We start from the raw sequence: 20,925 nt of genomic DNA on the forward strand, positions 1-20,925 counted from the left end.
TCGGTCGTATAAAGGCGTGCTTCAACTGCTCGGGTGACCGCGTGTTCCGATTTCTTGCCTTCGTTTTTGCTTTTGTCGCGCTGGGCTCCGCCGTTCAGGCCGCGCCGGTCAAGACAGCACATCTGACCACCGAACTGATCGCTGAAACGACGGTTACACCGGGTGGACAGACGTGGCTGGCCATCCGGCACACGCCGCTCAAGGGCTGGCACACCTACTGGCAAAATCCCGGCGATACGGGCCTTGCGCCCAAGGTCACATGGACCCTGCCCACCGGCGTCACGGTGTCGGAACTGGTCTTCCCGACCCCCGAAGTGCAGCCCTATATGGGGCTGACCAATTTCGGCTATAGTGGCGAAACCGCGCTTCTGGCCAAGCTCACCAACGGTTCGGTGCTTAAGGACGGCGTGCTGCCGATCCGCGCGCAGGTCGATTTTCTGGTCTGCGAAAAGGTCTGCGTACCGGAGGCGGTTAACCTGACGCTCGATCTCAAGGTGACGCCAAAACCTGAGCCGGTCAGCGATTTCAGCGCTGCCCGCGCCGCCTTGCCGCAAAAGGTACAGGCACAGGCGACCTATGCGGTGTCCGGCGATACCCTGACGCTCGGCCTGCTGTCACCGAGCGAGGCCAGCGCCGCCAACGATTTTGCCCACCCCGGCGGTGCCTATCTGTTTCCGCTGAGCGGTGGCGTGATCGACCCGTCGGCCAAACAGGCGATCGAACTGGGGCCGCAGGGCTTTACGGTCTCGCTGAAAACTAAGGCCACGCCCGAAGCGCCGTTTGAGGCGGTGATCCGCTTCGCGTCCGGCCGGTCCTATCAGATCAGCGCCACAGAAGGCACGCCGCCCGCCACCGCCAGAGGCTTAGGTGCACCGCCACAGGCGCGCCCCGCGATCAACCTGATGGGGGTCGTCGCGGCGATGAGTCTGGCCTTTGTCGGCGGCCTGATCCTCAACCTGATGCCCTGCGTCTTCCCGGTGTTGTCGATGAAACTGCTGGCTCTGGCCAGAGCCGGGCACGAAGGTGCCGCCGGTCGTCGCGAGTCGCTGTTCTACGGCCTCGGCGTTTTGCTCACCTTTGCGGCTCTCGGCGGGTTGCTGAGCTGGCTCGGTTCGGCGCTGGGCTGGGGCTTCCAGTTGCAATCACCGTGGGTGACAGCGGGTCTGTCCCTGTTGCTGCTGGCCGTAGCGCTCAACATGTCAGGCCTGTTTGAGGTCGGCTCTGGCCTGCAATCGCTTGCGGGAGGGCGTCTGTCGGTCGCCAATCCCGATGTGACGGCGCTGCTGACAGGCGTGCTGGCCGTTGTGGTCGCCGCCCCGTGCACGGCTCCGTTTATGGCGACGGCCATCGGCGTGGCCCTGGCGCAGGGGGGCGTAGTCAGCTTTGCCATCTTCCTCGCGCTTGGGCTCGGCTTTGCCCTGCCGGTCGTCGCCCTCACCTTCTTGATCACCTATGTCCCGGCGGTGGCCAGCCGTATGCCGCGGCCCGGCCCGTGGATGGACCGCTTGCGGCATATTCTGGCCATCCCCATGTACGCCGCCGCCCTGTGGATGGGCTGGGTCTTTGCGCAGCAGGTGTCGGGCCTTGGCCTGTTCGCGCTGGGGCTGGCCTGCGCGCTGCTGACGGTGGGCCTGTGGTGGCCGAAGGGCCCGCGTATTTTACGCCCTGTGTTCATCGTCATGGCGCTGGCCGTCGCGGCCACCGCCGCCCTGCAGAAGCCGGATGCGCCAGTGCGGGTGGCGGTCGATCACGAAGCTTTTTCGACCGCCCGCATCGCCGAACTGCGCGCGCAAAACACCCCGGTTCTGGTCAATCTGACCGCCGCCTGGTGTGTGACGTGTAAGGTGAATGAACGGCTGGTGTTTGAGACGCAGGCCTTCCGCGAGGCCGTGAAATCGAGTGGCACGGTGTACATGGTCGGCGACTGGACCAATCAGGACGCAGCCATTTCGCAGTATCTCAGCCAGAACGGGCGTTCCGGCGTGCCGCTCTATGTCTATTATGGGCGCAACACTGCCGATCCGGTGGTGCTGGGGCAACTTTTGAGCACCAAGGAAGTGGTTGCAGTATTGAAGAAGTAATGGGTCACGAAAAGCCTTACGAATTGCCGAACTCGATCACGCAATCGAGCCCCGAATCCGCTGTTGCCGGGGTGACGATCACTTCGATATTGTCTTCCAGCAGATAGGCCATGTCGTTCAGCGCGCCCTTAAGTGCGTCCGGTGTCTTCGCCGCCTCTATGGCCGCCAGCTTGCGCGGCAGATCGAGCGATACGCCTTTCAGCACGCATTTCAGGTCATTGTCCGTGCCGCGCGCCTTGAGGTCGAGATGACCTTTCAGATTGCGCTCGGACAGGGTGCTGATCTCCCGCGCATAGGTCTTAAACCTGGCTGAGGTCAGAAGCGTAAGGGACGGGCTTTGGGCCATACGCACCGTGCGCGCCTTCAGCGTGCCCGCATCCCGAACGATAGCCGCATAAAAGGGCTCTTTCGACAGCGGATTGACGGCCGGTGTCGCCGCCATAACAGGCGTCGTCAGCAGAATGGCGATCAGCGCAAGGTGTTTCATGGCGGCTCCTTCGCCTCCCCTTATGCAAGAGCCCGGCCAAAAAAGCGTTAATCCCGCCTAACTGTTGTGCCGCCACGAGGCGGAGATTAGTTCAGCGTCTTAGGCTTGGGGGCTTCGCCGGCCGGGATCGGCAGGGGAGCGACCGGGATACCGTCGTCGATCAGTTCACGCACCTCGTCGCGGCTGGCCTCGCCATAGATAGGGCGTTCGGGCGCCAGGCCTTCGTGCATGTCGCGGGCTTCGCGCGCAAAGCTGTCGCCCACATAGTCGAAATTCTGCTCCACATGGGTGCGCACGCGGTGCATGGCCTCGGCCACGGCCTTGCGCATATCCGACTGACGGCTTTCGACGGCCTCAGAGGTGCGCACCATCGGGGCCATGATCGCCTTTTCAACCTGCGCGCTGCCGCAGTGCGGACACTCGATCAGCGCCCGCGCCTTCTGCTCATCGAAGGCGGTTGAATTGGAAAACCACGCCTCGAACTCATGGTGGTGTTCGCATTTCAGGGCATAGCGGATCATACGCGCACAAAGGTCCTGTCGTGTTGCAACTGAGGGATGGCCGTGCGGGCGCGCGCGACCTCCGACAGGTCGATCTCGGCCATCAGCACCGCCGGGTGATCGTGGTCGAGCCGAGCCATGACCTCGCCCCACGGATTGATGATCATCGAATGGCCCCAGGTCTTGCGGCCATCCTCGTGCGGGCCGCCCTGCGCCGGGGCAAAAACGAAACAGCCGGTTTCAATGGCACGGGCGCGCAGCAGCACCTCCCAGTGCGCCTGCCCGGTCGGGACGGTAAAGGCCGCGGGCACGGCGATCATCGACGCCCCGCCCTGTGCCAGCGCGCGATGCAGATAGCCGAAGCGCACATCATAGCAGATGGTCAGGCCCAGTCCGCCCCACGGAGTCGGTGCAATCACCGCCCGTTCGCCCCCGCAGACGCCCGCCGATTCGCGATAGACCTCGCCATTGGGCGTTGTGGCGTCAAACAGGTGGATCTTGTCATAGAAGGCCGCCTCTTCGCCCGTCTCATCGAAGAAAAAGGCTCGGTTGACCGCGCGGTCTTCGCCCGCGACCGGCGAACGGACAATGGCCGAGCCCAGCAGGGTGGGCACGCGATATCGCGCCGCCAGCGCCTTCACGCCTGCCACACAGGCGTCGGCGTCGAGCGTGGTGACGACCTGCGCCTTCCTCTCCTTGCGCTGCTCCATCAGGTTGGAACATTCGGGCGTCAGGATAAGCTGCGCGCCTGAGGCCACTGCCGTTTCGTACAGCGGTTTCAGGTGCTCAAACGCCCGCACCGGGTCGGCGGGGGTGTTCAGTTGCAGCAGGGCGACTTTGAGCGGAGCGGCCTTTGCCATTTACGACGCCAGCAGAGGGTCCAGACCGCCGCGCGAATCGAGCGACACCAGATCGTCACAGCCGCCGACATGCAGGCCATCAATGAAGATTTGCGGATAGGTGGCACGACCCGACCGCTCGTTCATTTCCTTGCGCAGCTCCGGATCGTTGGACGCGACGATTTCCTTGTACTCGGCGCCCTTGGAGTCCAGCAGCGCCTTGGCGCGCTCGCAATAGGGGCAGTAGGGCTTGGTATAGATTTCAATATTCGGCATGGGGGTCCACAGTCAAAACGCAACCTTGTCACAAACCATTATATAGGCAAGGGTTTGCAAGTTTTAAAGACGGACCTGTGGCCGACGCGCGACAGAAAGACCGCGCGCCTTCAGACTTCGAGAGCGGGTACAGCGCGGGCCAGCACCAGCACATCGACGTCGCGCGCCCCGGCCTCACGCAGGGCCTTGGCGCAGGCCGTGAGCGTCGCGCCGGAGGTAAACACATCATCGACCAGCAGCACCCGGCGTCCGCGCAAGCGTCGCGCCCCGGAGGCCGTTACGGCAAAAGCCCCCTTCACATTCTCAAAACGATCTTCGCGGCGGCCTTTGGCCGTACGGGCGCGGCTGAACTGCACCGAGGTGGCGCGCTGTCGGATCAGGGCGTCGGGCTCAAAGTCCTTCTGATACTGCCGCGCCAGGGGCCGGGCCAGCTCCGCCGCCTGATTATAGCGGCGCTGAAACAGTCTGCGCCAGTGCAGCGGCACGGGCACGATCACATCGACCTCCTCCATCAGCTCGGCCCCGGCCCGCGACAGCCAACCCGACATTATGGGCCGCAAATCGAGCCGGTCAGCGTGTTTGAACGCCAGAATCAGGCCTTTGGATGCATCGGTATAAAGACAGGCGGCGCGGCCACGACGAAAGGGAAACGGCTTTTGCGTGCAGCCGTCGCAAAGCGCCCCGGCCCCCAGAAACAGCCCGCCTTCAAACGGGCGGGCGCACATGTCGCAGCCCTGCCCCGTCAGAAAGCGAATGGCACTCCAGTCATCCGCCGTCAGGCCGCCGGCCTGCACCGCGTCTTTTACCCCCGCTGAACTACGCAGGTCCGGGTCGTGATTGAGCGCCTGACGCGGATAAAGGGCATCCAGCAACCGCGTCCCGCCTTCGCGCAGACGCGGGACGAGCGCCTGCTCTGTCACCCACATTTTCAGCCCGTCTATGGACAGCCGCATCCCCACCCCCATTTAGAGCGATGTGCGGAAAAGTGTAAGCGGTTTTCCGCAAAAACATCGCAACAAAACAGAAATTTAGAGCGAAATGGCGATTCCTCTTAAAGCCATTTCGCTCTAGGCTGTCGCGCATCTTGGTCCGAAAACCGCTTCACACTTTTCGGGATGCGCTATATCTGCGAAGCATGACAACACCGCGCCTCTTCGATCGTCAACTGCTGCGTCACCGCCTCGACCGCACGGCGGGCGATTTTGCCACGGCCAACTTCCTGAAACAGCGCAGCGCCGAGGACATGATCGACACGCTTGCGGCCATCAACCGGCGCTTCAACGTGGCGCTGGAGATCGGCCGCCGCGATGGCCGTTTCGCTGAGCTATTGGCTGAGACGCCGGAGGTGGCCGCCAAGATCGGCTATCTGATCGAAAGCGACCTGTCGGCCCGCCACCGCCCCGCCGTGGTGCTGGATGAAGAGGCCCTGCCCTTTGGCGATGACACGCTCGATCTGGTGGTGTCGTCTCTGGCTTTTCACACCACCAACGACCTGCCCGGCGTGCTGGTGCAGTTACGCCGTGCCCTGCGCCCCGACGGCCTGTTGATCGCTTCGCAATTCGGCGGCGAGACCCTGCACGAGTTGCGCCGTGTGCTGATGGAGGCCGAACTGGAAATCCGCGGCGGCACGGGGGCGCGCGTCGCCCCCTTTGCCGAAGGGCCGGACTGCGTGGATTTACTGCGCCGCGCCGGGTTCAACATGCCCGTCGTCGATACGGACAAGGTGGTGGTCAGCTACGCCCACCCGCTCAATCTGCTGCGCGATCTGCGGGCGATGGGGGAAACCAACATCCTGTTTGACCGCCCGCGCAAGGGGCTGAACCGCGCCATCCTCAGCCGGGCGTTTGAGCTTTACGCCGAACGCTATCCGCACCCGGAAGGCGGCGTGCGCGCCACGTTCGAGATCATCACCCTGTCCGGCTGGACCCCGCACGAAAGCCAGCAAAAACCGCTGCGTCCCGGTTCCGCCAAGGTGCGTCTGGCCGATGCGCTGGGGGTGAAGGAAGGGAAGCTGTAGCTCCCTACCCTGCCAAAGGTATCGAGAGGCAGGAATTAAATAAAATCATTGAGATACGCCACCAGCGGCAGGTCCGCCGGGGGCATGGGATAGTCGCGCATGTCTTTGGGCCGTACCCATTTCAGCGCCGTATGTTCCTTCGGCTGGGGCGTGCCCTCCCAGCGGCGGATCAGATACAGCGGCATCAAGAGGTGAAATGTCTCATAGGTATGCGAGGCAAAGACGAAGGGGGCCAGACAGGCGGCCCTGGTCGTAATACCCAGTTCTTCTTCAAGTTCACGGATCAGCGCCGCTTCGGGCGTTTCGCCGGGCTCAATCTTGCCGCCGGGAAACTCCCACTGCCCGGCCAGCGACTTGCCCTCCGGGCGTTGGGCGATCAGCACCCGCCCGTCACTGTCGATCAGGGCCGCCGCAACGACAAGTACGGTTTTCATAGAGGCAGCCCCTGTTCATCATACAGAAAGTCCGCGCTATGCGCGCTTGATACATAAACTCTTGGGGTAACCGAAGCCATCAGATCTCGCCCAAGCAATTTAAACAACACACCTTCAAGCGTAGCTACAGATGTGAAGTTACTTCGTTTAACCAAACGATGATTAGGACGCTCGTTCTTGATGCCCTCCGCCGTGCCTTTTGCGTGTTTTGCGACCTTCATGTGATCTATCGGCGGCAAAGGATTATGAGGCTCCTCACTGCCAAACCATAAGAAGTTTTTGAAGTCGAGATCATCATTCACCACGATCCATACGACACAACCGCTAGGCTTCTTCGCCAGGTTAAGATTGACACTGACATCGGATCGGGAACCGCCCTCACGGGCAATTTTTAGCTGGATATGACGTGTGACGTCTCGACAGCTTAATACGAGGTCATAGCCACCGGCATCAAATTCACTTTTGAGAATTTCCGCATCGACAATGCCTCGTTGCCACAAAAGTTTCAGAAGCTCTCCCGCAAAAATATGCTCGATAATGTTTTCGCGCAGCGTCGAATAAAGTGCGTGTTTGCTTTTTGCGTCCATTGCCCCCTCCGCCTCGACAGGCTCGGCACCTCCCCCGCTTCGCAGGAAGGAGGTTAGCTGCGATAATCGCCATTGATGCTGATATACCCATGAGTCAGGTCGCAGGTATAGACGTGCGCAGACCCTCGGCCGACGCCGACATCGACGCTGATTTCCAGTTCCTGTTTCTTCATATAGGCGCTCATCGCCGCCTCATCATAGGTCAGCGATACGGCACCGTGTTCAGCGGCCACAAGCTCACCGAAACGGATGGCGAGGTGGTCGCGGTCCACCTCTTCCTCGGTCTTGCCCACCGCCATGACGATTCGGCCCCAGTTGGCGTCTTCGCCGGCCCAGGCGGTCTTGCACAGCGGGCTTTCGGCGATCGACTTGGCGATCTTGCGCGCCGACGCCGGTGAGGACGCCCCCGTCACCGTGACCTTGACGAACTTGGTCGCGCCTTCGCCGTCGCGGATGAGCTGGGTGGCGAGGCTGTGCATCACCTTCTCCAGCTTGTCGCGGAAGTCGGCCAGACGCTTGTCGCCCGCGCGGCTGATCTTCGGGGCTCCTGCCGCCCCTGTGGCAAACAAAAGCGCCGTGTCGTTGGTCGAGGTGTCGCCATCGACCGTCACGCTGTTGAAGGTGGTACGCGTATAAAGCCCCAGCAGCGATTGCAGCACGCCGGCCGAGAGGGTCGCGTCCGTGACGATAAAGGCCAGCATGGTCGCCATGTCCGGTGCGATCATGCCCGACCCTTTGGCGATACCGGCGATCTTCACCTCTACGCCGTCGATCAGCGCGGTTTCGTAAGCGCCCTTGGGGAAGGTGTCGGTGGTCATGATGGCCTGAGCCGCCGCGTGCCAGGCATCGGCCTTGAACGACTCTTCGATCAGCGGCAGTTGCGCGGCGATCTTGGCGTCGTCCAGCACCACGCCGATCACGCCGGTCGAAGCCAGCATGATGTCGCGCTGACGGCAATCGAGTCGCCGGGCCACAGCCGCCGCCGTGCGGCGCGCCGCATCGGCCCCCAGCTTACCCGTAAAGGCGTTGGCACAGCCGGCATTGCAGACCAGAGCGCGGATTTCATTGCCTTCATTGGCCGCCAGTTGCTTCTTGCACCAATCGACCGGTGCCGAACCAATACTGTGGCGCGTGAAGACGCCCGCCGCCGTGGTGCCTTCGGCGAACTTCATCACCAGCAGATCAGGACGGACGTGCTTGTAATAGCCAGCGCGGGCAATGGCGATATCGACGCCACCCACCGGCGGCATGGGCGGCAAATCAACGGCCAGCGGCGATACGGCCAGACCCGGCTTACCGGTCGCCGGTTTGGCGGGCTCAGCGGTTGAGGCCGTATGCACACCCACCAGCTCGGCCCCGGTTTGCACGGCCTTTTTCAGCACATTGGCCAGCGGATCGAGCGCGGCCCCCAGCGGATTCACCTGACCGCGTTCCTGACCGGAAGCCGCGGCAGAAGTATCGGGCGTTTTGCCGGTCGGCGACGGCGGCTTGGTCATGGCGCGCAGCTCCAGTGCGTAGGACATCAAAAAGCGCGGCTTAGCCTCAAATCATGACGCTGTGAAGGCTTTTGTGGGGGGCGATGCCGATTGCCTACTTCTTAGCCGCCGTGCGCGAGGATGTGGCCGAAGCGGCGGCCTTTTCCGGACTTTCACCCACATCGTCAGCGGCCTCGCTGCCGCTGGCGCTGGAGGCCGAGGCTCCCGCCGGAGCCGAGGCTGGTTCGCGGTCTTCGCTGCTGCTCAGGCCCTTGACCAGAAATTCAACGCGCGCCCCGTCGCGTAAGCCGCCCAGCAGGCCACGCACCTGCTCCAGCTTGAGCGCCGAGACAATGCCCGGACGCGCCTCTTCAATCGTCATTGGCTGTTCCGGACGGCGCTCCTCGACCTTGAACACGGCCCAGCCGCCATCGATCTGCACCGGTCCGGCGATCTGACCCGGCTTGGCCGTCATCAGGGCTGCGCGATAGCTTTCCGGGATGACGTCGGTGGTGAAATAGCCCATATCGCCGCCGTTGAAGCGCGTCGCCTGATCAATCGATCGCTCCATGGCCATGGCTTCAAACAGGCTGCCGCCCTGAAGCTGACGCATCACATTGTCGGCTTCGGGCCGCGTCTTGACGAGGATCAAGCGGGCGCGGATTTCCTCGGACTTCTGCGCCAGCTTGACCTGTTCGTCGTAGAGGTCCTTGACCTTCTTGTCGTCAATAGAGGCATCGACGCTCTGTTCCAGTAGCATATGCCCCAGAATATCCTCACGCGCCGCCGCGATACGCCGCTGCGCCAGTTCGGTGCGATCAATGCCTTTTTTCAGTGCCGCCTGCGCCAGAAGCTTCTGGTCGATCACCTCTTCCAGCGTGCGGCGAAACAGCGGTGAGGCCAGATCGAAGGGCTCACCGTCGCCGATCAGCCCCTGCTGAACCGCCTCATAGCGCACGTCGGAGGCCCAGATGGTGTGGCCGTCGATACGGGCCACGGCGACATCGCCGGGCTCCGGCGGGCGCTCGTCCAGAGTCGGTTTGTCGCACCCGGCAATCGTCAGGGTCACAAGGGCCAGAACCGCCACCTGCCTGAGCTTTGTCCAACGCTGCATACTGAAAGCTTCCCCGCTGTCGTGCGCATCCAACTTACATTGACAGAACGCAAGCGCAAGCCTAAGTCAGTCCCCGCGCTTGAAAAGCGCTGGCTCACGCCTATTTGCCTATTACGTCATACACGTGACACCTTGATATTATCCAAACAGGTGTGTCCGAATAAGGCGGACAGGTCAAAATACTGAAATCTAATTGTCGGGTATCTCATGCTGGCTTTCGCCAAATCTCTGTTCGGCTCCGCTAATGAGCGCAAGGTCAAGTCGATGGGCGGGCGTATTGCCCGCATCAATGCGCTGGAACCCCGGATGAAGGCGATGAGCAATGAGGAGCTGGCGCATCAGACCGTCCTGTTCCGCGAACGCATTGCCAATGGCGCTTCGCTCGATTCGCTGCTCGAAGAGGCCTTCGCCACGGTGCGCGAAGCTGCCTGGCGCTCGATCGGTCAGCGTCACTACGATGTTCAGTTGACCGGCGGCCTGATCCTGCATCAGGGCGGTATCGCCGAAATGCGGACCGGCGAAGGCAAGACGCTGGTCGGCACGGCGCCGGTTTACCTCAATGCGCTGACGGGCAAGGGCGTGCACCTGATCACCGTCAACGACTACCTGGCCAAACGCGACGCCGACTTCATGGGCCGCGTCTATCGTTTTCTGGGTCTGTCCACCGGCGTCATCGTGTCGGGCATGTCGCCGGGCGCGCGCAAGGCCGCCTATGGCTCAGATGTGACCTACGGCACCAATAACGAATTCGGCTTCGACTATCTGCGCGACAACCTCGTCTATAACCGCGAGGAAATGGTGCAGCGCGGCCACCACTTCGCCATCGTCGATGAAGTGGACTCGATCCTCATCGACGAAGCGCGCACGCCTCTGATCATCTCCGGACCGACCGAAGATCGTTCGGAATTGTATAAGGTGCTGGACGCGCTGATCAAGGACCTGATTCAGGACCCGGAAACCTTTGAGCTGGACGAAAAGCAGCGTCAGGTCCTGCTGTCGGAAGCGGGCTCTGAGCGCCTCGAAGAAATGCTGACGGCGGGTGGACATCTGGCCGAAGACACGGCGGGTCTTTACGACGCCGCCAGCGTCTCGCTGGTCCACCACGCCAATCAGGCCCTGCGCGCCAACACCCTCTACACGGTCAACAAGGACTATATTGTCAAGGACGGCGAAATCGTCCTGATCGACGAATTTACCGGCCGTATGATGCAGGGCCGCCGCCTGTCCGAAGGCCTGCATCAGGCTATCGAAGCTAAGGAAGCCGTGGCCATTCAGCCGGAAAACCAGACTCTGGCCTCGGTGACCATCCAGAACTATTTCCGCATGTATCAGAAGCTGTCGGGCATGACCGGTACGGCGGCGACCGAAGCGGCGGAATTTGGCGATATCTACAAGATGGACGTGCTCGAAGTGCCGACGCACCGCCCCATCAAGCGTATCGACTATGACGATGAGGTCTATCGCACCGAGCGCGAAAAGTTCAAGGCCATCGCCGATCAGGTCGCCGACTGCTATGTGCGCGGTCAGCCCATCCTCGTCGGGACGGCCTCGATCGAAAAGTCCGACGCCCTGTCGGAATTCCTCAAGACCTATGCCTACGACGTCGAAACCAAGGCCGTAAAACCGGAATACGCCAAGCTCGACAAGAAGGAGCTGGCCAAGCTGGGCGATGCGGCGTTCGATATCGTGCGCGGTTCGGGCAAGGGTATTCCGCACAATGTGCTGAACGCCCGTCACCACGAAAACGAAGCCTATATCATTGCCGATGCCGGCGTGCCCGGCGCGGTGACCATCGCTACCAACATGGCCGGTCGCGGTACCGACATCCAGCTCGGCGGCAATGTCGATCTGCGGGTGCAAAAGTGGCTCGAAGAACAGGCTGAGGCCGGTGTGGACGTATCCAACGAGCAGCTTCTGGCCAAGAAGGCTGAGGTCGAAACCCAGATCGCCGACCTCAAGCTTAAGGCGCTGGCCGCCGGTGGCCTGTTCGTGCTGGGCACCGAACGCCACGAAAGCCGCCGTATCGACAACCAGTTGCGCGGTCGTACCGGCCGTCAGGGCGACCCCGGCACCTCGAAATTCTACCTGTCGTGCGAAGACGACCTGATGCGCATCTTCGCCGGTGACCGTCTCAACGCCATGATGAAGACTCTGGGCGTCGAAGAGGGCGAAGCCATTACGCACAAGCTGCTCAATTCGGCCATCGCCACCGCCCAGAAGCGCGTCGAGCAGCGCAACTACGAAATCCGCAAGAACCTCCTGAAGTACGACGACGTGGTCAATGACCAGCGCAAGGCCGTCTTCGAGCAGCGTCAGGAGTTCATGGACACTGAAGACCTGTCGGAAATCGTCTCCGAAATGCGCGAAGAGACGATCCGCGACCTCGTGGACCGTCACCTGCCGCCCAAGGCCTATGCCGAGCAGTGGGACATTGCCGGGCTGAAGGAACAGTGCGAGCGCTTGCTGGGCCTCGACCTGCCGCTGGAAGAGTGGGCCGCGGAAGAGGGCATCGCCAACGAGGAAATCGAAGAACGCATCCAGGCCATCGCCGCACAAAAGATGGAGGAACGCCTCCAGCTTCTGGGGCCGGATCAGATGAAGGCGCTGGAAAAGAACTTCCTGCTTCAGATGATCGACATGCAGTGGCGTGAACACCTGATGCACCTCGACCACCTGCGCGCCGTTATTGGTCTGCGTGGTTATGGTCAGCGCGACCCGCTGAACGAGTACAAGACCGAGGCCTTCGCCCTGTTCGAGACGCTGCTGGTCAATCTGCGCCACAATGTGACGCGCTGGCTGATGACGGTTGAAATCCGCTTCCAGGGTCAGCCGGAGCCGGAGCCGGTACGCTTTGAGGAAATCCACCTCAACCCGCTGACCGGTGAAAACGAACGCGCGCCGCAACTGAGCGATGACCTGACGCCGGAACAGCGCGCCGCCCTGCCCGTCTCGGCCCTGCCCGCCGGCTGGGAAAGCACCTCACGCAACGGTCTGTGCCCCTGCGGTTCAGGCAAGAAGTTCAAGCACTGCCACGGCGCGCTGATCTGAAATCCTCTTTGACTAAGGCCTGTTGTCCCCCGGATACCACATCCGGGGGATAGCCTTTTCGCGCCCCAAGATTCCCCCGTTGCCACCTCGTCAGGAATTGGTTAACGTCGCTTAAGGCCTGAGTGGTTTCGGGCACTTGGGGGTATAAAATGTCGTGCATGCGGGTTCTGACGTCCGGGCTGCTGATTGCGGGCACCGTTCTGTGCCTTGAGGCCCTTGGCCCTTCGGCGCAGGCACAAACGATGGCCATCGCCAAAACACCGGCCCAACCGGTCGTTCCCCCTTCCCTGCAAGGCTCGTTCATTTCGCCCGAAGCGCCGCTGGCGCCGAAGATCGAGCTTGATCCGGCGCTGATCGGCATGGCCCCGCGCCTTGAGGGGACCGCCGCGGCCACCGTTTCGCCCGAAGACAAGGCCGCCGCCGCACGCAAATCCCGGCGCATCGCGCTGTACAAGCAATTGATGGAAACGAACGGCACGACCAAGAATGTGCGCCTGATCATGGCCAATACCAAGGCGGCAGTGCGCCTGGTCATTCTGGAGCGCAAGGGGGCGCAGTCGCTTAGTGGTGCCGATGAGCTGAAGTTCAATCAGATCGCCGACCGCGTACTGAAAGAGGCCGAAGCCAGCATTATCGACCAGATCGCGACGGCTCAGTCCGCCAATTTCAGCGAAGAAGAAATCCTGACCCTGATCAGCGCCAATTCCGGCCCGGTTGCGGCCAAGTATAATGCGAGCAAGTTCGCGAATCCCGACGCCAATGCCCAGCAGATCCAGAGCTACATGGTCGAAGCGGTGATAAAAATTATCAAGACATTCAAGGAAGCCATTTCGGGCTGACCGGTAGCGCATTGTGAGATGGGGGTTTGAGTGGTGTATTTGAAGCACGTGATGACGGGTGTGTGTCTGCTGGGGCTGATGGGGGCCATGGGGGCACAGGCGCGCGAACCGGAACGTGAACCCGGCGCGCGTATAGCCGTCATGCCGAAGCCGGAGCAAAAGCGGATGAATCCGCCGGTCACCGCGACGGCACCGCAAGGCGCGTCACCGGCTCAGGCACCCATCCCGGCCCAGACTTTGGCTAAAATCAATCCGGCCCCTGTGGCGCAGCCCTCTGGCGAAATCGCGCCTTCGGTCGATATGATCGAAAGCCCGCCACCCGTGGTGACGGCGGCGGCGCAGGACGTTGGCCCGGTCGGTCCCGCCAAACCCACTGGTGATTTCGCCGAACGTGTTGAGCTGGCGCAACAGTTGCTGGAAGTGGATGGCACCGAGGCCATTATCCGCCACTTCGTCAGCGAAGTGCACATGCGCCTGATCATTGGCGAAGTGGGTAAGTACATAGATTTCAATAGCCTGAATGAAAGCGACCGCTATCGTCTGGCGACGATTGTGGCGACCGTTTCGACCGAGCTGGGCGACAAGATCCTCACCCTGACGGCGCGCGGTCACGCGCAGAACCTCAGCAAGGAGGAGCTTCTGTACCTGACCCGTGTCAACGACAGCGATGCTCAGCGCAAGCTGACCCAGATGCGTATCGACGACACGGGTGAACTGGACAAGAACGCCACGCTGGTCATGCAGATTTCCGCGCTGAAGATCGTTCAGGAATTTGAAAAACCATGAGGTCGCCGATCCTCAAGGCGCTGTTTCTGACTCTGGGCCTGCTGGTCCTGGCGGCAGCCCCCGCCTGCCTTCTGCTACCGCAAAACAAGCATGCCGCGCACACGACCGGCCCCACCATTCTGGCGGCCTATTGATCGGTACGCCGATACCGATGTTATTCTCCCTCTTGGCGAATCCTGATTTTGGGATACAGTATTAATCAATGGCCGAACCCCATAGTCGGTCAGGGCTAAAAAGTGCCGCCTGATACCGGGTTAAGGCACGTGAAAATTGGGAAAAATCGCCAAGGGAGGCGTCCAATGAAACACCTGGGTAAGATCGCGGTCGCCGCGATCACACTGTCAGCCTTGCTGGCCGGTACGGGCTATGCGCAAAGCGCCGATTGCCGCAAAAAGTGCAATGACACCTATCAGGCCTGCCAGAAGGCCGGTACGTCCGAAGAAAAGTGCCGCGCCGCGTGGCTGGATTGCAAGAAGAAGTGCAAATAAGTAACCCATAGTTGCGGGGCCGGAGTACGCTCCGGCTCTATTCAACTGAGGCCTTGCGGTTTTCTGCAATCAGCGCATTCGACGCACTCTCTATGCGCGTCTTGATTTCGCTCATGAATTCGCCGCGCTTCAGCCCGGCCGGAACGGGCGGCAAGAATTCGAACACCACCGTGCCGGGTTTGCGGATGATGCCGTGCGCCGGCCAGCACTGACCGGAATTGGTGGCCAGCAGATGGCAGGGAAATGCGAGGTCGCGATAAAGTGCGGCGACGCCCGGTTTGTACTCCGGGTCCTGCCCCACCTCTGAGCGCGTGCCTTCGGCAAAAATCAGGATCTGCCGCGCGTTCTCCAACCGGTCGCGCGCATCGATAACCATGGCGCGTAAGGCCTTGGAGGCATCCTTGCGGCGTATGGGGATCATGCGCGTGCGCCAGATATACCAGCCGAAAAACGGCAGGTAGGTCAGTTCCTTCTTCAGCACAAAGCAGGGGTCATCCAGCACGACAAATGGTGCGATGGTATCGAGCATACTGAGGTGCTTGCCCGCGATCAGAGCCGCCCCCTTCGGCCGGTGTTCCAGCCCGCGGAACTCAACCTTGACGCCACAGATATAGCGCAGGCCGAACAGGACCAGATGCGCCCACAGCTTAACCGTCTGCATCCCCCAGCGCCGCGACAGCAGCATGAAGGGCGTGCCCAACAGGCCGACGATGACGACCAGGCCATAAAGCCAGACGACGAAAACAACCGAACGCAGGAAATTCAAGTGGCCGAACCTTCCACCGCAGCCTCACCGGCTTTGGTCTCATCCTTTTTGCCCGAACCGGTCAGGCTGGAAAAAATATCACGCGCCAGTATGGCCAAATATTTACTGTATTCAATGATCAGCACGCGCGAACTGCGCCACGATTTCCACCACTCGCGCGCATCAAGCGTCGGGGTGGCCACCGGATAGGCGTGTAACTTGACCCCCGGCAAGGCCGCCTTGATCTCCAGCAGGCTGCGCGGCATGTGATAGTCCGAGGTCACGACGATCAGGTCATCGAACCCCTTGGCCTTGGCCCACTCAGCCACCTCGTAAGCGTTGCCGAGCGTAGTCTGCGCCTCGTACCCCAGATCGACACAGCACTCATAGAGCCTTTTGGAGCCTTCAGTGACGGGCAGCAATTCTTCGCGCTTCACTTCGCGGTTGACGCCGGAAATCAGCATGCGCGCGCCCTTGCGTCGCTCCAGCAAGCGCATACCTTCCTTGATGCGCATGTCCGACGCACCGGTCAGCACGACGATGGCGTCAGCGGCCTCGTCCGGCTCGGCAGCCGGAGTCGAATGGATAACGCGGTCGGCGAAGGCGTACAGCCCGGCCAACCACAATCCAACCACCAAAACCACGGCCACAAGGCGGCGCATCAGCTTTTCCCCAGCATCTTCAGGGTTACGATACGCGCGGTTCCCGCGGCAATCAAGGCGGCGAGCAGTGGACAGGGCAACAAAACCAACAGGTCCAGCCACGAAAAGGGCAGAGCCAGCAACAGGCTTTGCGACGATCCGGTCAGCTTGATCACCACCATGACCAGCCCCGCCGCTACCGCACCCAAGAGGCCGGAAATCGCGGCCATGCGCGCAAAGCGGAACTGAAACCGCCCGGCGATAAATGTGTCCGTCGCGCCGCACAGGCTCAGGACCTCAACAATATTGGCGCGCGCCATCAGCCCGGCGCGCGTGGCAAAACCCACCACCGCCGCCGCTGCGGAGGCAATCAGCAAAAATATACCCAGAGAAATCAGACGGATAATAAGCGCAGACGTCTCAATATCCTGAAGCCAGGTCGAATGATCGTCGATGGTGGCGTCGATTTCCTTCTCTGACAACGCCTCCGACAGGGCGGTGGCCTTCGCCGGTTTGGCCTCATCCAGCCGCACCTCCACCAGATTGGGCAAGGGCAGGTCCTCCAGCACCGCATCGCCCAGCCACGGCTTGATCAGCGCCTTGGCGCGCTCCGGTTCGATAGCGGCGGCCTCCTTGACGCCCGGCACTCCGGCCAGCACTTCGGCGGCGCGCGCCGCAGCGACAGAGCCGCTTTCAAGCCCCGTCGGGCGCACCTGCACCGTCACTTCGGCACGGATTTCGCGCGACCAGCCCGACGCCGCGCGATTCGAGGCCAGCGCAATCAGGGCCGACAACGCCGCCAGAAAGAACAGGACGGCGATCACGTAGTGCAGCGACACCTCGCGTGTGTCCTGCTCAGGCAGCAGATCGCGGCGGCGCAGGCGTTTCCCGGCGGTCATAACGCCCCCCTCACCGTCTGGGTCAGGTCGCGCTGAAACAGCCGCCCCTCGCGCAACTCCAGCACGGGCATACCGGAGGCGCGGATCAGCGCTTCGTCATGGGTGGCGATCAACACGGTGGCCCCCAGCCGGTTCAGCTCGATAAACAGGCGCATGATCCGCAGGCCCATGGCGTGGTCGATATTGCCGGTGGGCTCATCGGCCAGAATCAGGGTCGGACGGTTAATCACGGCCCGCGCAATGGCCAGCCGTTGCTTTTCACCGCCCGACAGCACATCCGGCATGACGTGCAGGCGATTTTTCAGCCCAACCCAACTCAGCAACTCAATGACATCGGCTTCGAATCGCTTTGGGTCTTCGCCGCGCACAAACAACGGCAAGGCGGCATTGTCGAACACATCGAGGTGCTCCAGCAGGCGGAAATCCTGAAAGACGATGCCGATACGCCGGCGCATATCGGCAGTCTGTTTGCGGTCGGCCGGATTAAGACGTTCGCCAAACAGGCTGATTTCGCCCACCGACGGCTTTTGCGCCTGATAAATCAGACGCAAAAGCGAGGTCTTGCCCGCGCCTGAGGGACCGGTCAGAAAATGAAACGACCCGGCAGGCAGTGAAAAATTCAAATCTTTCAGTATGTAGTGCTCAGGGTCATGTCCGGTATGCCCGGCCCCTTCATAGCCCAGTCCGACGTCGCGGAACACAACCACCTGGCTGTGATCCGGCTCAAAAAGATCGTCGTGTTCGTAGGCTGTTACCACAGGTTTCAGACTCGCGTTTTGAGGTCTTGTTAATGCTTTTCGGCCAAAAAGGTTAAGCACCCGTTTGGTTAACGGGCCTTATGTAGTGATTCGTCCGGATGCTTCTGACCTGTCCCAAATGCGCGCTCAGTTACGCGATTGATGAGGCCCAGCTGGGGCCTCAGGGCCGCACCGTGCGCTGCGCTTCGTGCAAAACGACCTGGCACGCGGAAAAGCCCGAAGAGCCGATCGAACTGCCGCTCGAAAAGGCCGTGGAAAAGCCTGCCACCGGGTTGAAGGAAGTCAAGGCGAAGAAGATTCCGTCGCTGTACCGCGACATGATCGAAAGCCAGAAGCGACACAAGGCCCTGATGGCGCAGGGCATCATCTGGGGCGCGCTGGCGGCTACCTTCGTTGCCATGCTGGGCACGGCCTTTCTGCTGCGGGTCGATCTGGTGCGCGCCTTTCCGCGTCTGGGCGGGGCCTATGCGGCCGTGGGCGTTCCGGTGAATGCTGCCGGTCTGGAAGTGCTGGAGTCTAAGCTGGAAAACACCCTGCGCGGGGGCCGTTTCGTCGCCACGGTGACGCTGAAGGTCAAGAATATCCGCGATGAGGCCAATCCGGTGCCGCCGGTGCGCGTCGATCTGATGGACAAGGAGTCACACCCGCTTGACACCACGCTGATCCCGCCGCTGGGGCTTACGCTTGAAGCCAACGAAACGCGCGTCCTGACCTTTGACATTCCTGACCCCTCCAACCGCGTCAAGAATATCAAGCTGGCCTTTGACCTGCAGGCGGCCAAAGACCTGTCGCGCGTCCGTCCGTCCCTTATGAACGGCAGTGGTGGCGGGCACGGCGAAGAGGCGCACGGGGATGGCGGCCACGGGACACCACCGGCGACAGAAGACGCCCACGCGGCTCCGGGTCATGAGGCGGCCCCCGCTGCCGATGCCGGACACGCGGCGACGGCTGCGGAAAACGCGCATGGAGACGCGACAACTGCGGCTGACCATGCTACGGAAAAACCAGCCGAGCTGCGGCCCGCGCCTGACGCGCCCTCTGCCGCCGCTCATCACTAGTTTTTACTGAGTTTACATGACCTACGACATTCTCCTGAGCGAGGCGGACATCGCCGCGCGCATCGACGCTATGGCCAGGGAGATGGCCCCGCGCCTCACCGAAGAGACGGTCGGCGTTTGCCTGCTGACCGGCGGCATCTGGTTTGCCGCCGACCTGACGCGCGCGCTGGCCCGCCACGGCCTCGGCATAAGCTTTGATTCGATGTGGCTGTCCTCCTATGGCGACGGCCGTCAGAGCGGGGAGATGATCCTGCGCGCCGACCTGCAACGCCCGGTCAAGGGCAAGCAGGTGCTGATCATGGACGATGTGCTGGATACGGGCGCGTCTCTGAAATTTGCCCGCGACCACCTGCTGCGCGCCGGGGCCACCGAGGTGCTGACGGCCGTTATGGCCTCCAAGCCGGTCGAGCGTCAGATTGAAGCCGATTATGTCGGCTGGGAAGCGCCCAAGCGCTATCTGGTCGGCTATGGCCTTGACGACGGGGGTCGTCTGCGCGGCCTGCCGTTTATCGGGGCGCTGGACTGAGCGCACAACGCAACCCCTGACAAAAAGGCTACCCGGTTTCCGCCGGGTAGCCTTTTGTTTTTATACCTATTTACGCTTGGCGAGATAGCCGTGCATGGTCATCCAGCGCACGAAGGCGTCAAACCAGCCGGTGCTGGTGGTTTCCTTGGGGTACATGCCAAAGCCGTGGCCGCCCTGTTCATAGTAGTGGAACTCGACCGGGCGCTTGGCCGCCTGCCAGCTCTGCACCAGACCGAAATCGCCATGCGCGAACAGCGGGTCGTCTGCCGCCAGCGCGATAAACAGCGGCGGCGCATCGGCGGGCACGGTCACCGCCGACAGCGGTCCATAGATGTCGCCGATAAAGGCCGGCTTGGCATCCCCCCCGGCCAGAGCGGTGGAGAGGGTGAGCATGGCCCCTGCAGAGAAGCCGACCATGCCGATACGGTCAGAATCGATATGCCATTCTTTCGAGCGCGACCGCACCAGCGCGAAGGCGGCGCGAGCATCGGCGATCTGAGGGGCGATGCGCGTCATCGGGTCTTCCCCTGGCGCCGGAGTTGGACGCGGGCGGGCCGCGCCGGCGAACATCTCCCGCATCGAGGCTTCGAAGCCGGCCATATCGGCGGGGGTCGGGTTGAGGCGATATTTCAGCACGAAGGCCGCCACGCCGCGATCGGCCAGCGCCTTGGCCACGTCCCAGCCCTCGTTCTGCATGGACAGGGTGCGGAAACCGCCACCGGGGGCGACGATTACGGCAGCCCCTGTGGCCTTTTCCGGCGACGGCAGGAAGGGGGTCAGGGTAGCGACGCTGACGTTACGGGCAAAGACGCTGCCGTACTGGCTGTGCCAAGACTCCGGGGCCGTTGCCCCCGGCAGCGGACCGGTATTCAGCACGATGGCATCGGGCTGGGCCGGCGTGGCAATGGGGACCATCTTGTCATTTTGGGCGGAAGCCGGGAGGGCGGCGCTGGCCACGGCCAGAAGCGCCAGGGTCAGGGTTACAGACAGGCCACGTGTCGCCTGCCGGAAAGAACCGGGGAAGGTCATGGTTTGGTTTCCTCTCACTGTGCATTTTGCGTTTCCCGCTCTGCGGCGGGGTTTCGGTCGGGTACGGCTTTGCCGTTTATGGTTGTGATAACGCTAACATGGCAGATGAAACCTCGCCACCGTTTTTTTCATCCCACACACTGGATCATTATGATTTCTGGTAGAAACACAATGATCCAGATTTTTGTTTAGTCCCTCGCCGGGCGGTGGCTTCGCCACCTTGGCCGCAGCCTCAATGGCGGCTTGAGCGGAATGATTCCAGTAGAAATCATTCCGCTCTAACATCCCTGCTACGTTG

The 20,925-nt window shown here is 61.9% G+C and carries 23 protein-coding genes; 9 read left to right on the top strand and 14 right to left on the bottom strand.

The genetic code is table 11. The annotated features are described in order from the left end of the window. The first annotated feature begins 41 nt into the window (after positions 1 to 41). The gene (locus ACK8OE_RS15470) at positions 42 to 2,081 is read left to right on the top strand and encodes a protein-disulfide reductase DsbD family protein (protein WP_410273279.1); all 2,040 of its coding nucleotides are present in this window, start codon (positions 42 to 44) and stop codon (positions 2,079 to 2,081) included. Between the two features lie 16 nt (positions 2,082 to 2,097). On the opposite strand, the gene ACK8OE_RS15475 is transcribed toward ACK8OE_RS15470, so the two are convergent. From ACK8OE_RS15475 to ACK8OE_RS15495, 5 genes are all read right to left on the bottom strand, one after another. Beyond that, a complete protein-coding gene (locus tag ACK8OE_RS15475; protein ID WP_410273280.1) occupies positions 2,098 to 2,568 on the bottom strand; it encodes a hypothetical protein in 471 nt (156 codons plus the stop codon). 86 nt (positions 2,569 to 2,654) lie between these two features. Further along, positions 2,655 to 3,089, bottom strand: coding sequence for a DUF1178 family protein (locus tag ACK8OE_RS15480; protein ID WP_410273281.1), 435 nt, complete (start codon positions 3,087 to 3,089; stop codon positions 2,655 to 2,657). Beyond that, complete coding sequence (locus ACK8OE_RS15485; protein WP_290797817.1) at positions 3,086 to 3,928, bottom strand: carbon-nitrogen hydrolase family protein; 843 nt, start codon at positions 3,926 to 3,928, stop codon at positions 3,086 to 3,088. The genes ACK8OE_RS15480 and ACK8OE_RS15485 overlap by 4 nt, the downstream gene beginning before the upstream one ends. After that, positions 3,929 to 4,183 (bottom strand): glutaredoxin 3, encoded by a 255-nt coding sequence (grxC, locus tag ACK8OE_RS15490; protein WP_126423364.1) that lies wholly within the window; start codon positions 4,181 to 4,183, stop codon positions 3,929 to 3,931. It abuts the gene before it with no gap. Between the two features lie 110 nt (positions 4,184 to 4,293). Next, positions 4,294 to 5,136, bottom strand: coding sequence for a phosphoribosyltransferase family protein (locus ACK8OE_RS15495; protein ID WP_410273282.1), 843 nt, complete (start codon positions 5,134 to 5,136; stop codon positions 4,294 to 4,296). A gap of 182 nt (positions 5,137 to 5,318) precedes the next feature. On the opposite strand from ACK8OE_RS15495, the gene ACK8OE_RS15500 reads away from it, so the two are divergent. Then, entirely contained in the window at positions 5,319 to 6,200 is an 882-nt protein-coding gene (locus ACK8OE_RS15500) for a class I SAM-dependent methyltransferase (RefSeq protein ID WP_410273283.1), read from the top strand. A gap of 35 nt (positions 6,201 to 6,235) precedes the next feature. Here the strand turns inward: ACK8OE_RS15500 and mutT are convergent, their stop codons facing one another. The 4 genes from mutT to ACK8OE_RS15520 all read right to left on the bottom strand — a co-directional run bounded on the left by mutT (position 6,236) and on the right by ACK8OE_RS15520 (position 9,810). Next, positions 6,236 to 6,634 (bottom strand): 8-oxo-dGTP diphosphatase MutT, encoded by a 399-nt coding sequence (gene mutT, locus ACK8OE_RS15505; protein ID WP_410273284.1) that lies wholly within the window; start codon positions 6,632 to 6,634, stop codon positions 6,236 to 6,238. Continuing rightward, positions 6,631 to 7,221, bottom strand: a complete 591-nt coding sequence (locus ACK8OE_RS15510) for a hypothetical protein (RefSeq protein WP_410273285.1) — start codon at positions 7,219 to 7,221, stop codon at positions 6,631 to 6,633. The genes mutT and ACK8OE_RS15510 overlap by 4 nt, the downstream gene beginning before the upstream one ends. A 53-nt stretch (positions 7,222 to 7,274) precedes the next feature. Next, positions 7,275 to 8,717: a bifunctional glutamate N-acetyltransferase/amino-acid acetyltransferase ArgJ gene (argJ, locus tag ACK8OE_RS15515; protein WP_410273328.1), complete on the bottom strand. Its 1,443-nt coding sequence runs from the start codon at positions 8,715 to 8,717 to the stop codon at positions 7,275 to 7,277. Positions 8,718 to 8,811: 94 nt separating this feature from the next. Further along, positions 8,812 to 9,810 (bottom strand): peptidylprolyl isomerase, encoded by a 999-nt coding sequence (locus ACK8OE_RS15520; protein WP_290797803.1) that lies wholly within the window; start codon positions 9,808 to 9,810, stop codon positions 8,812 to 8,814. 207 nt (positions 9,811 to 10,017) lie between these two features. Here ACK8OE_RS15520 and secA point away from each other — a divergent pair, with 207 nt between their 5' ends. From secA to ACK8OE_RS15545, 5 genes are all read left to right on the top strand, one after another. Continuing rightward, entirely contained in the window at positions 10,018 to 12,858 is a 2,841-nt protein-coding gene (gene secA / locus ACK8OE_RS15525; protein ID WP_410273286.1) for a preprotein translocase subunit SecA, read from the top strand. A gap of 158 nt (positions 12,859 to 13,016) precedes the next feature. Then, the gene (locus tag ACK8OE_RS15530) at positions 13,017 to 13,697 is read left to right on the top strand and encodes a hypothetical protein (protein WP_410273287.1); all 681 of its coding nucleotides are present in this window, start codon (positions 13,017 to 13,019) and stop codon (positions 13,695 to 13,697) included. A 30-nt stretch (positions 13,698 to 13,727) separates the two neighbouring features. Continuing rightward, entirely contained in the window at positions 13,728 to 14,483 is a 756-nt protein-coding gene (locus ACK8OE_RS15535; RefSeq protein ID WP_410273288.1) for a hypothetical protein, read from the top strand. Then, positions 14,480 to 14,617, top strand: coding sequence for a hypothetical protein (locus ACK8OE_RS15540; protein ID WP_410273289.1), 138 nt, complete (start codon positions 14,480 to 14,482; stop codon positions 14,615 to 14,617). Before ACK8OE_RS15535 ends, ACK8OE_RS15540 begins: the two co-directional genes overlap by 4 nt. 165 nt (positions 14,618 to 14,782) lie before the next feature. Further along, positions 14,783 to 14,971, top strand: a complete 189-nt coding sequence (locus ACK8OE_RS15545; RefSeq protein WP_290797795.1) for a hypothetical protein — start codon at positions 14,783 to 14,785, stop codon at positions 14,969 to 14,971. A 37-nt stretch (positions 14,972 to 15,008) separates the two neighbouring features. Here ACK8OE_RS15545 and ACK8OE_RS15550 read toward each other — a convergent pair whose 3' ends face one another. The 4 genes from ACK8OE_RS15550 to ACK8OE_RS15565 are packed head-to-tail and all read right to left on the bottom strand — an operon-like array spanning position 15,009 to position 18,014. Next, positions 15,009 to 15,737: a lysophospholipid acyltransferase family protein gene (locus tag ACK8OE_RS15550; RefSeq protein WP_410273290.1), complete on the bottom strand. Its 729-nt coding sequence runs from the start codon at positions 15,735 to 15,737 to the stop codon at positions 15,009 to 15,011. Further along, on the bottom strand, positions 15,734 to 16,378 hold the full coding sequence (locus ACK8OE_RS15555) for a YdcF family protein (RefSeq protein ID WP_410273291.1): 645 nt from the start codon (positions 16,376 to 16,378) through the stop codon (positions 15,734 to 15,736). The genes ACK8OE_RS15550 and ACK8OE_RS15555 overlap by 4 nt, the downstream gene beginning before the upstream one ends. Further along, positions 16,378 to 17,256 (bottom strand): cell division protein FtsX, encoded by an 879-nt coding sequence (locus tag ACK8OE_RS15560; RefSeq protein WP_290797787.1) that lies wholly within the window; start codon positions 17,254 to 17,256, stop codon positions 16,378 to 16,380. The genes ACK8OE_RS15555 and ACK8OE_RS15560 overlap by 1 nt, the downstream gene beginning before the upstream one ends. Beyond that, positions 17,253 to 18,014 (bottom strand): cell division ATP-binding protein FtsE, encoded by a 762-nt coding sequence (locus tag ACK8OE_RS15565; protein WP_126423334.1) that lies wholly within the window; start codon positions 18,012 to 18,014, stop codon positions 17,253 to 17,255. The genes ACK8OE_RS15560 and ACK8OE_RS15565 overlap by 4 nt, the downstream gene beginning before the upstream one ends. A 98-nt stretch (positions 18,015 to 18,112) precedes the next feature. Between ACK8OE_RS15565 and ACK8OE_RS15570 the strand changes: the two genes are divergently transcribed. Next, the gene (locus ACK8OE_RS15570; protein WP_410273292.1) at positions 18,113 to 19,072 is read left to right on the top strand and encodes an MJ0042-type zinc finger domain-containing protein; all 960 of its coding nucleotides are present in this window, start codon (positions 18,113 to 18,115) and stop codon (positions 19,070 to 19,072) included. 16 nt (positions 19,073 to 19,088) lie between these two features. Then, positions 19,089 to 19,598: a phosphoribosyltransferase gene (locus ACK8OE_RS15575; protein WP_410273293.1), complete on the top strand. Its 510-nt coding sequence runs from the start codon at positions 19,089 to 19,091 to the stop codon at positions 19,596 to 19,598. 66 nt (positions 19,599 to 19,664) lie between these two features. Here the strand turns inward: ACK8OE_RS15575 and ACK8OE_RS15580 are convergent, their stop codons facing one another. Further along, positions 19,665 to 20,627 carry an alpha/beta hydrolase gene (locus tag ACK8OE_RS15580; RefSeq protein WP_410273294.1) on the bottom strand — a complete coding sequence of 321 codons (963 nt, stop codon included), beginning with the start codon at positions 20,625 to 20,627 and terminating at the stop codon, positions 19,665 to 19,667. Between the last annotated feature and the right edge of the window lie 298 nt (positions 20,628 to 20,925).

The sequence above is a fragment of the Asticcacaulis sp. W401b genome, assembly GCF_046503825.1.
Classification (GTDB): domain Bacteria; phylum Pseudomonadota; class Alphaproteobacteria; order Caulobacterales; family Caulobacteraceae; genus Asticcacaulis.

Coding starts and splice junctions, on each gene's coding strand:
- ACK8OE_RS15510 (WP_410273285.1), bottom strand. CDS start 7,221: ATGGACGCAAAAAGCAAACACGCACTTTATTCGACGCTGCGCGAAAAC.
- ACK8OE_RS15495 (WP_410273282.1), bottom strand. CDS start 5,136: ATGCGGCTGTCCATAGACGGGCTGAAAATGTGGGTGACAGAGCAGGCG.
- ACK8OE_RS15555 (WP_410273291.1), bottom strand. CDS start 16,378: ATGCGCCGCCTTGTGGCCGTGGTTTTGGTGGTTGGATTGTGGTTGGCC.
- ACK8OE_RS15480 (WP_410273281.1), bottom strand. CDS start 3,089: ATGATCCGCTATGCCCTGAAATGCGAACACCACCATGAGTTCGAGGCG.
- mutT (WP_410273284.1), bottom strand. CDS start 6,634: ATGAAAACCGTACTTGTCGTTGCGGCGGCCCTGATCGACAGTGACGGG.
- ACK8OE_RS15500 (WP_410273283.1), top strand. CDS start 5,319: ATGACAACACCGCGCCTCTTCGATCGTCAACTGCTGCGTCACCGCCTC.
- ACK8OE_RS15540 (WP_410273289.1), top strand. CDS start 14,480: ATGAGGTCGCCGATCCTCAAGGCGCTGTTTCTGACTCTGGGCCTGCTG.
- ACK8OE_RS15570 (WP_410273292.1), top strand. CDS start 18,113: ATGCTTCTGACCTGTCCCAAATGCGCGCTCAGTTACGCGATTGATGAG.
- ACK8OE_RS15545 (WP_290797795.1), top strand. CDS start 14,783: ATGAAACACCTGGGTAAGATCGCGGTCGCCGCGATCACACTGTCAGCC.
- ACK8OE_RS15560 (WP_290797787.1), bottom strand. CDS start 17,256: ATGACCGCCGGGAAACGCCTGCGCCGCCGCGATCTGCTGCCTGAGCAG.
- ACK8OE_RS15475 (WP_410273280.1), bottom strand. CDS start 2,568: ATGAAACACCTTGCGCTGATCGCCATTCTGCTGACGACGCCTGTTATG.
- secA (WP_410273286.1), top strand. CDS start 10,018: ATGCTGGCTTTCGCCAAATCTCTGTTCGGCTCCGCTAATGAGCGCAAG.
- ACK8OE_RS15520 (WP_290797803.1), bottom strand. CDS start 9,810: ATGCAGCGTTGGACAAAGCTCAGGCAGGTGGCGGTTCTGGCCCTTGTG.
- ACK8OE_RS15485 (WP_290797817.1), bottom strand. CDS start 3,928: ATGGCAAAGGCCGCTCCGCTCAAAGTCGCCCTGCTGCAACTGAACACC.
- argJ (WP_410273328.1), bottom strand. CDS start 8,717: ATGACCAAGCCGCCGTCGCCGACCGGCAAAACGCCCGATACTTCTGCC.
- ACK8OE_RS15575 (WP_410273293.1), top strand. CDS start 19,089: ATGACCTACGACATTCTCCTGAGCGAGGCGGACATCGCCGCGCGCATC.
- ACK8OE_RS15580 (WP_410273294.1), bottom strand. CDS start 20,627: ATGACCTTCCCCGGTTCTTTCCGGCAGGCGACACGTGGCCTGTCTGTA.
- grxC (WP_126423364.1), bottom strand. CDS start 4,183: ATGCCGAATATTGAAATCTATACCAAGCCCTACTGCCCCTATTGCGAG.
- ACK8OE_RS15530 (WP_410273287.1), top strand. CDS start 13,017: ATGCGGGTTCTGACGTCCGGGCTGCTGATTGCGGGCACCGTTCTGTGC.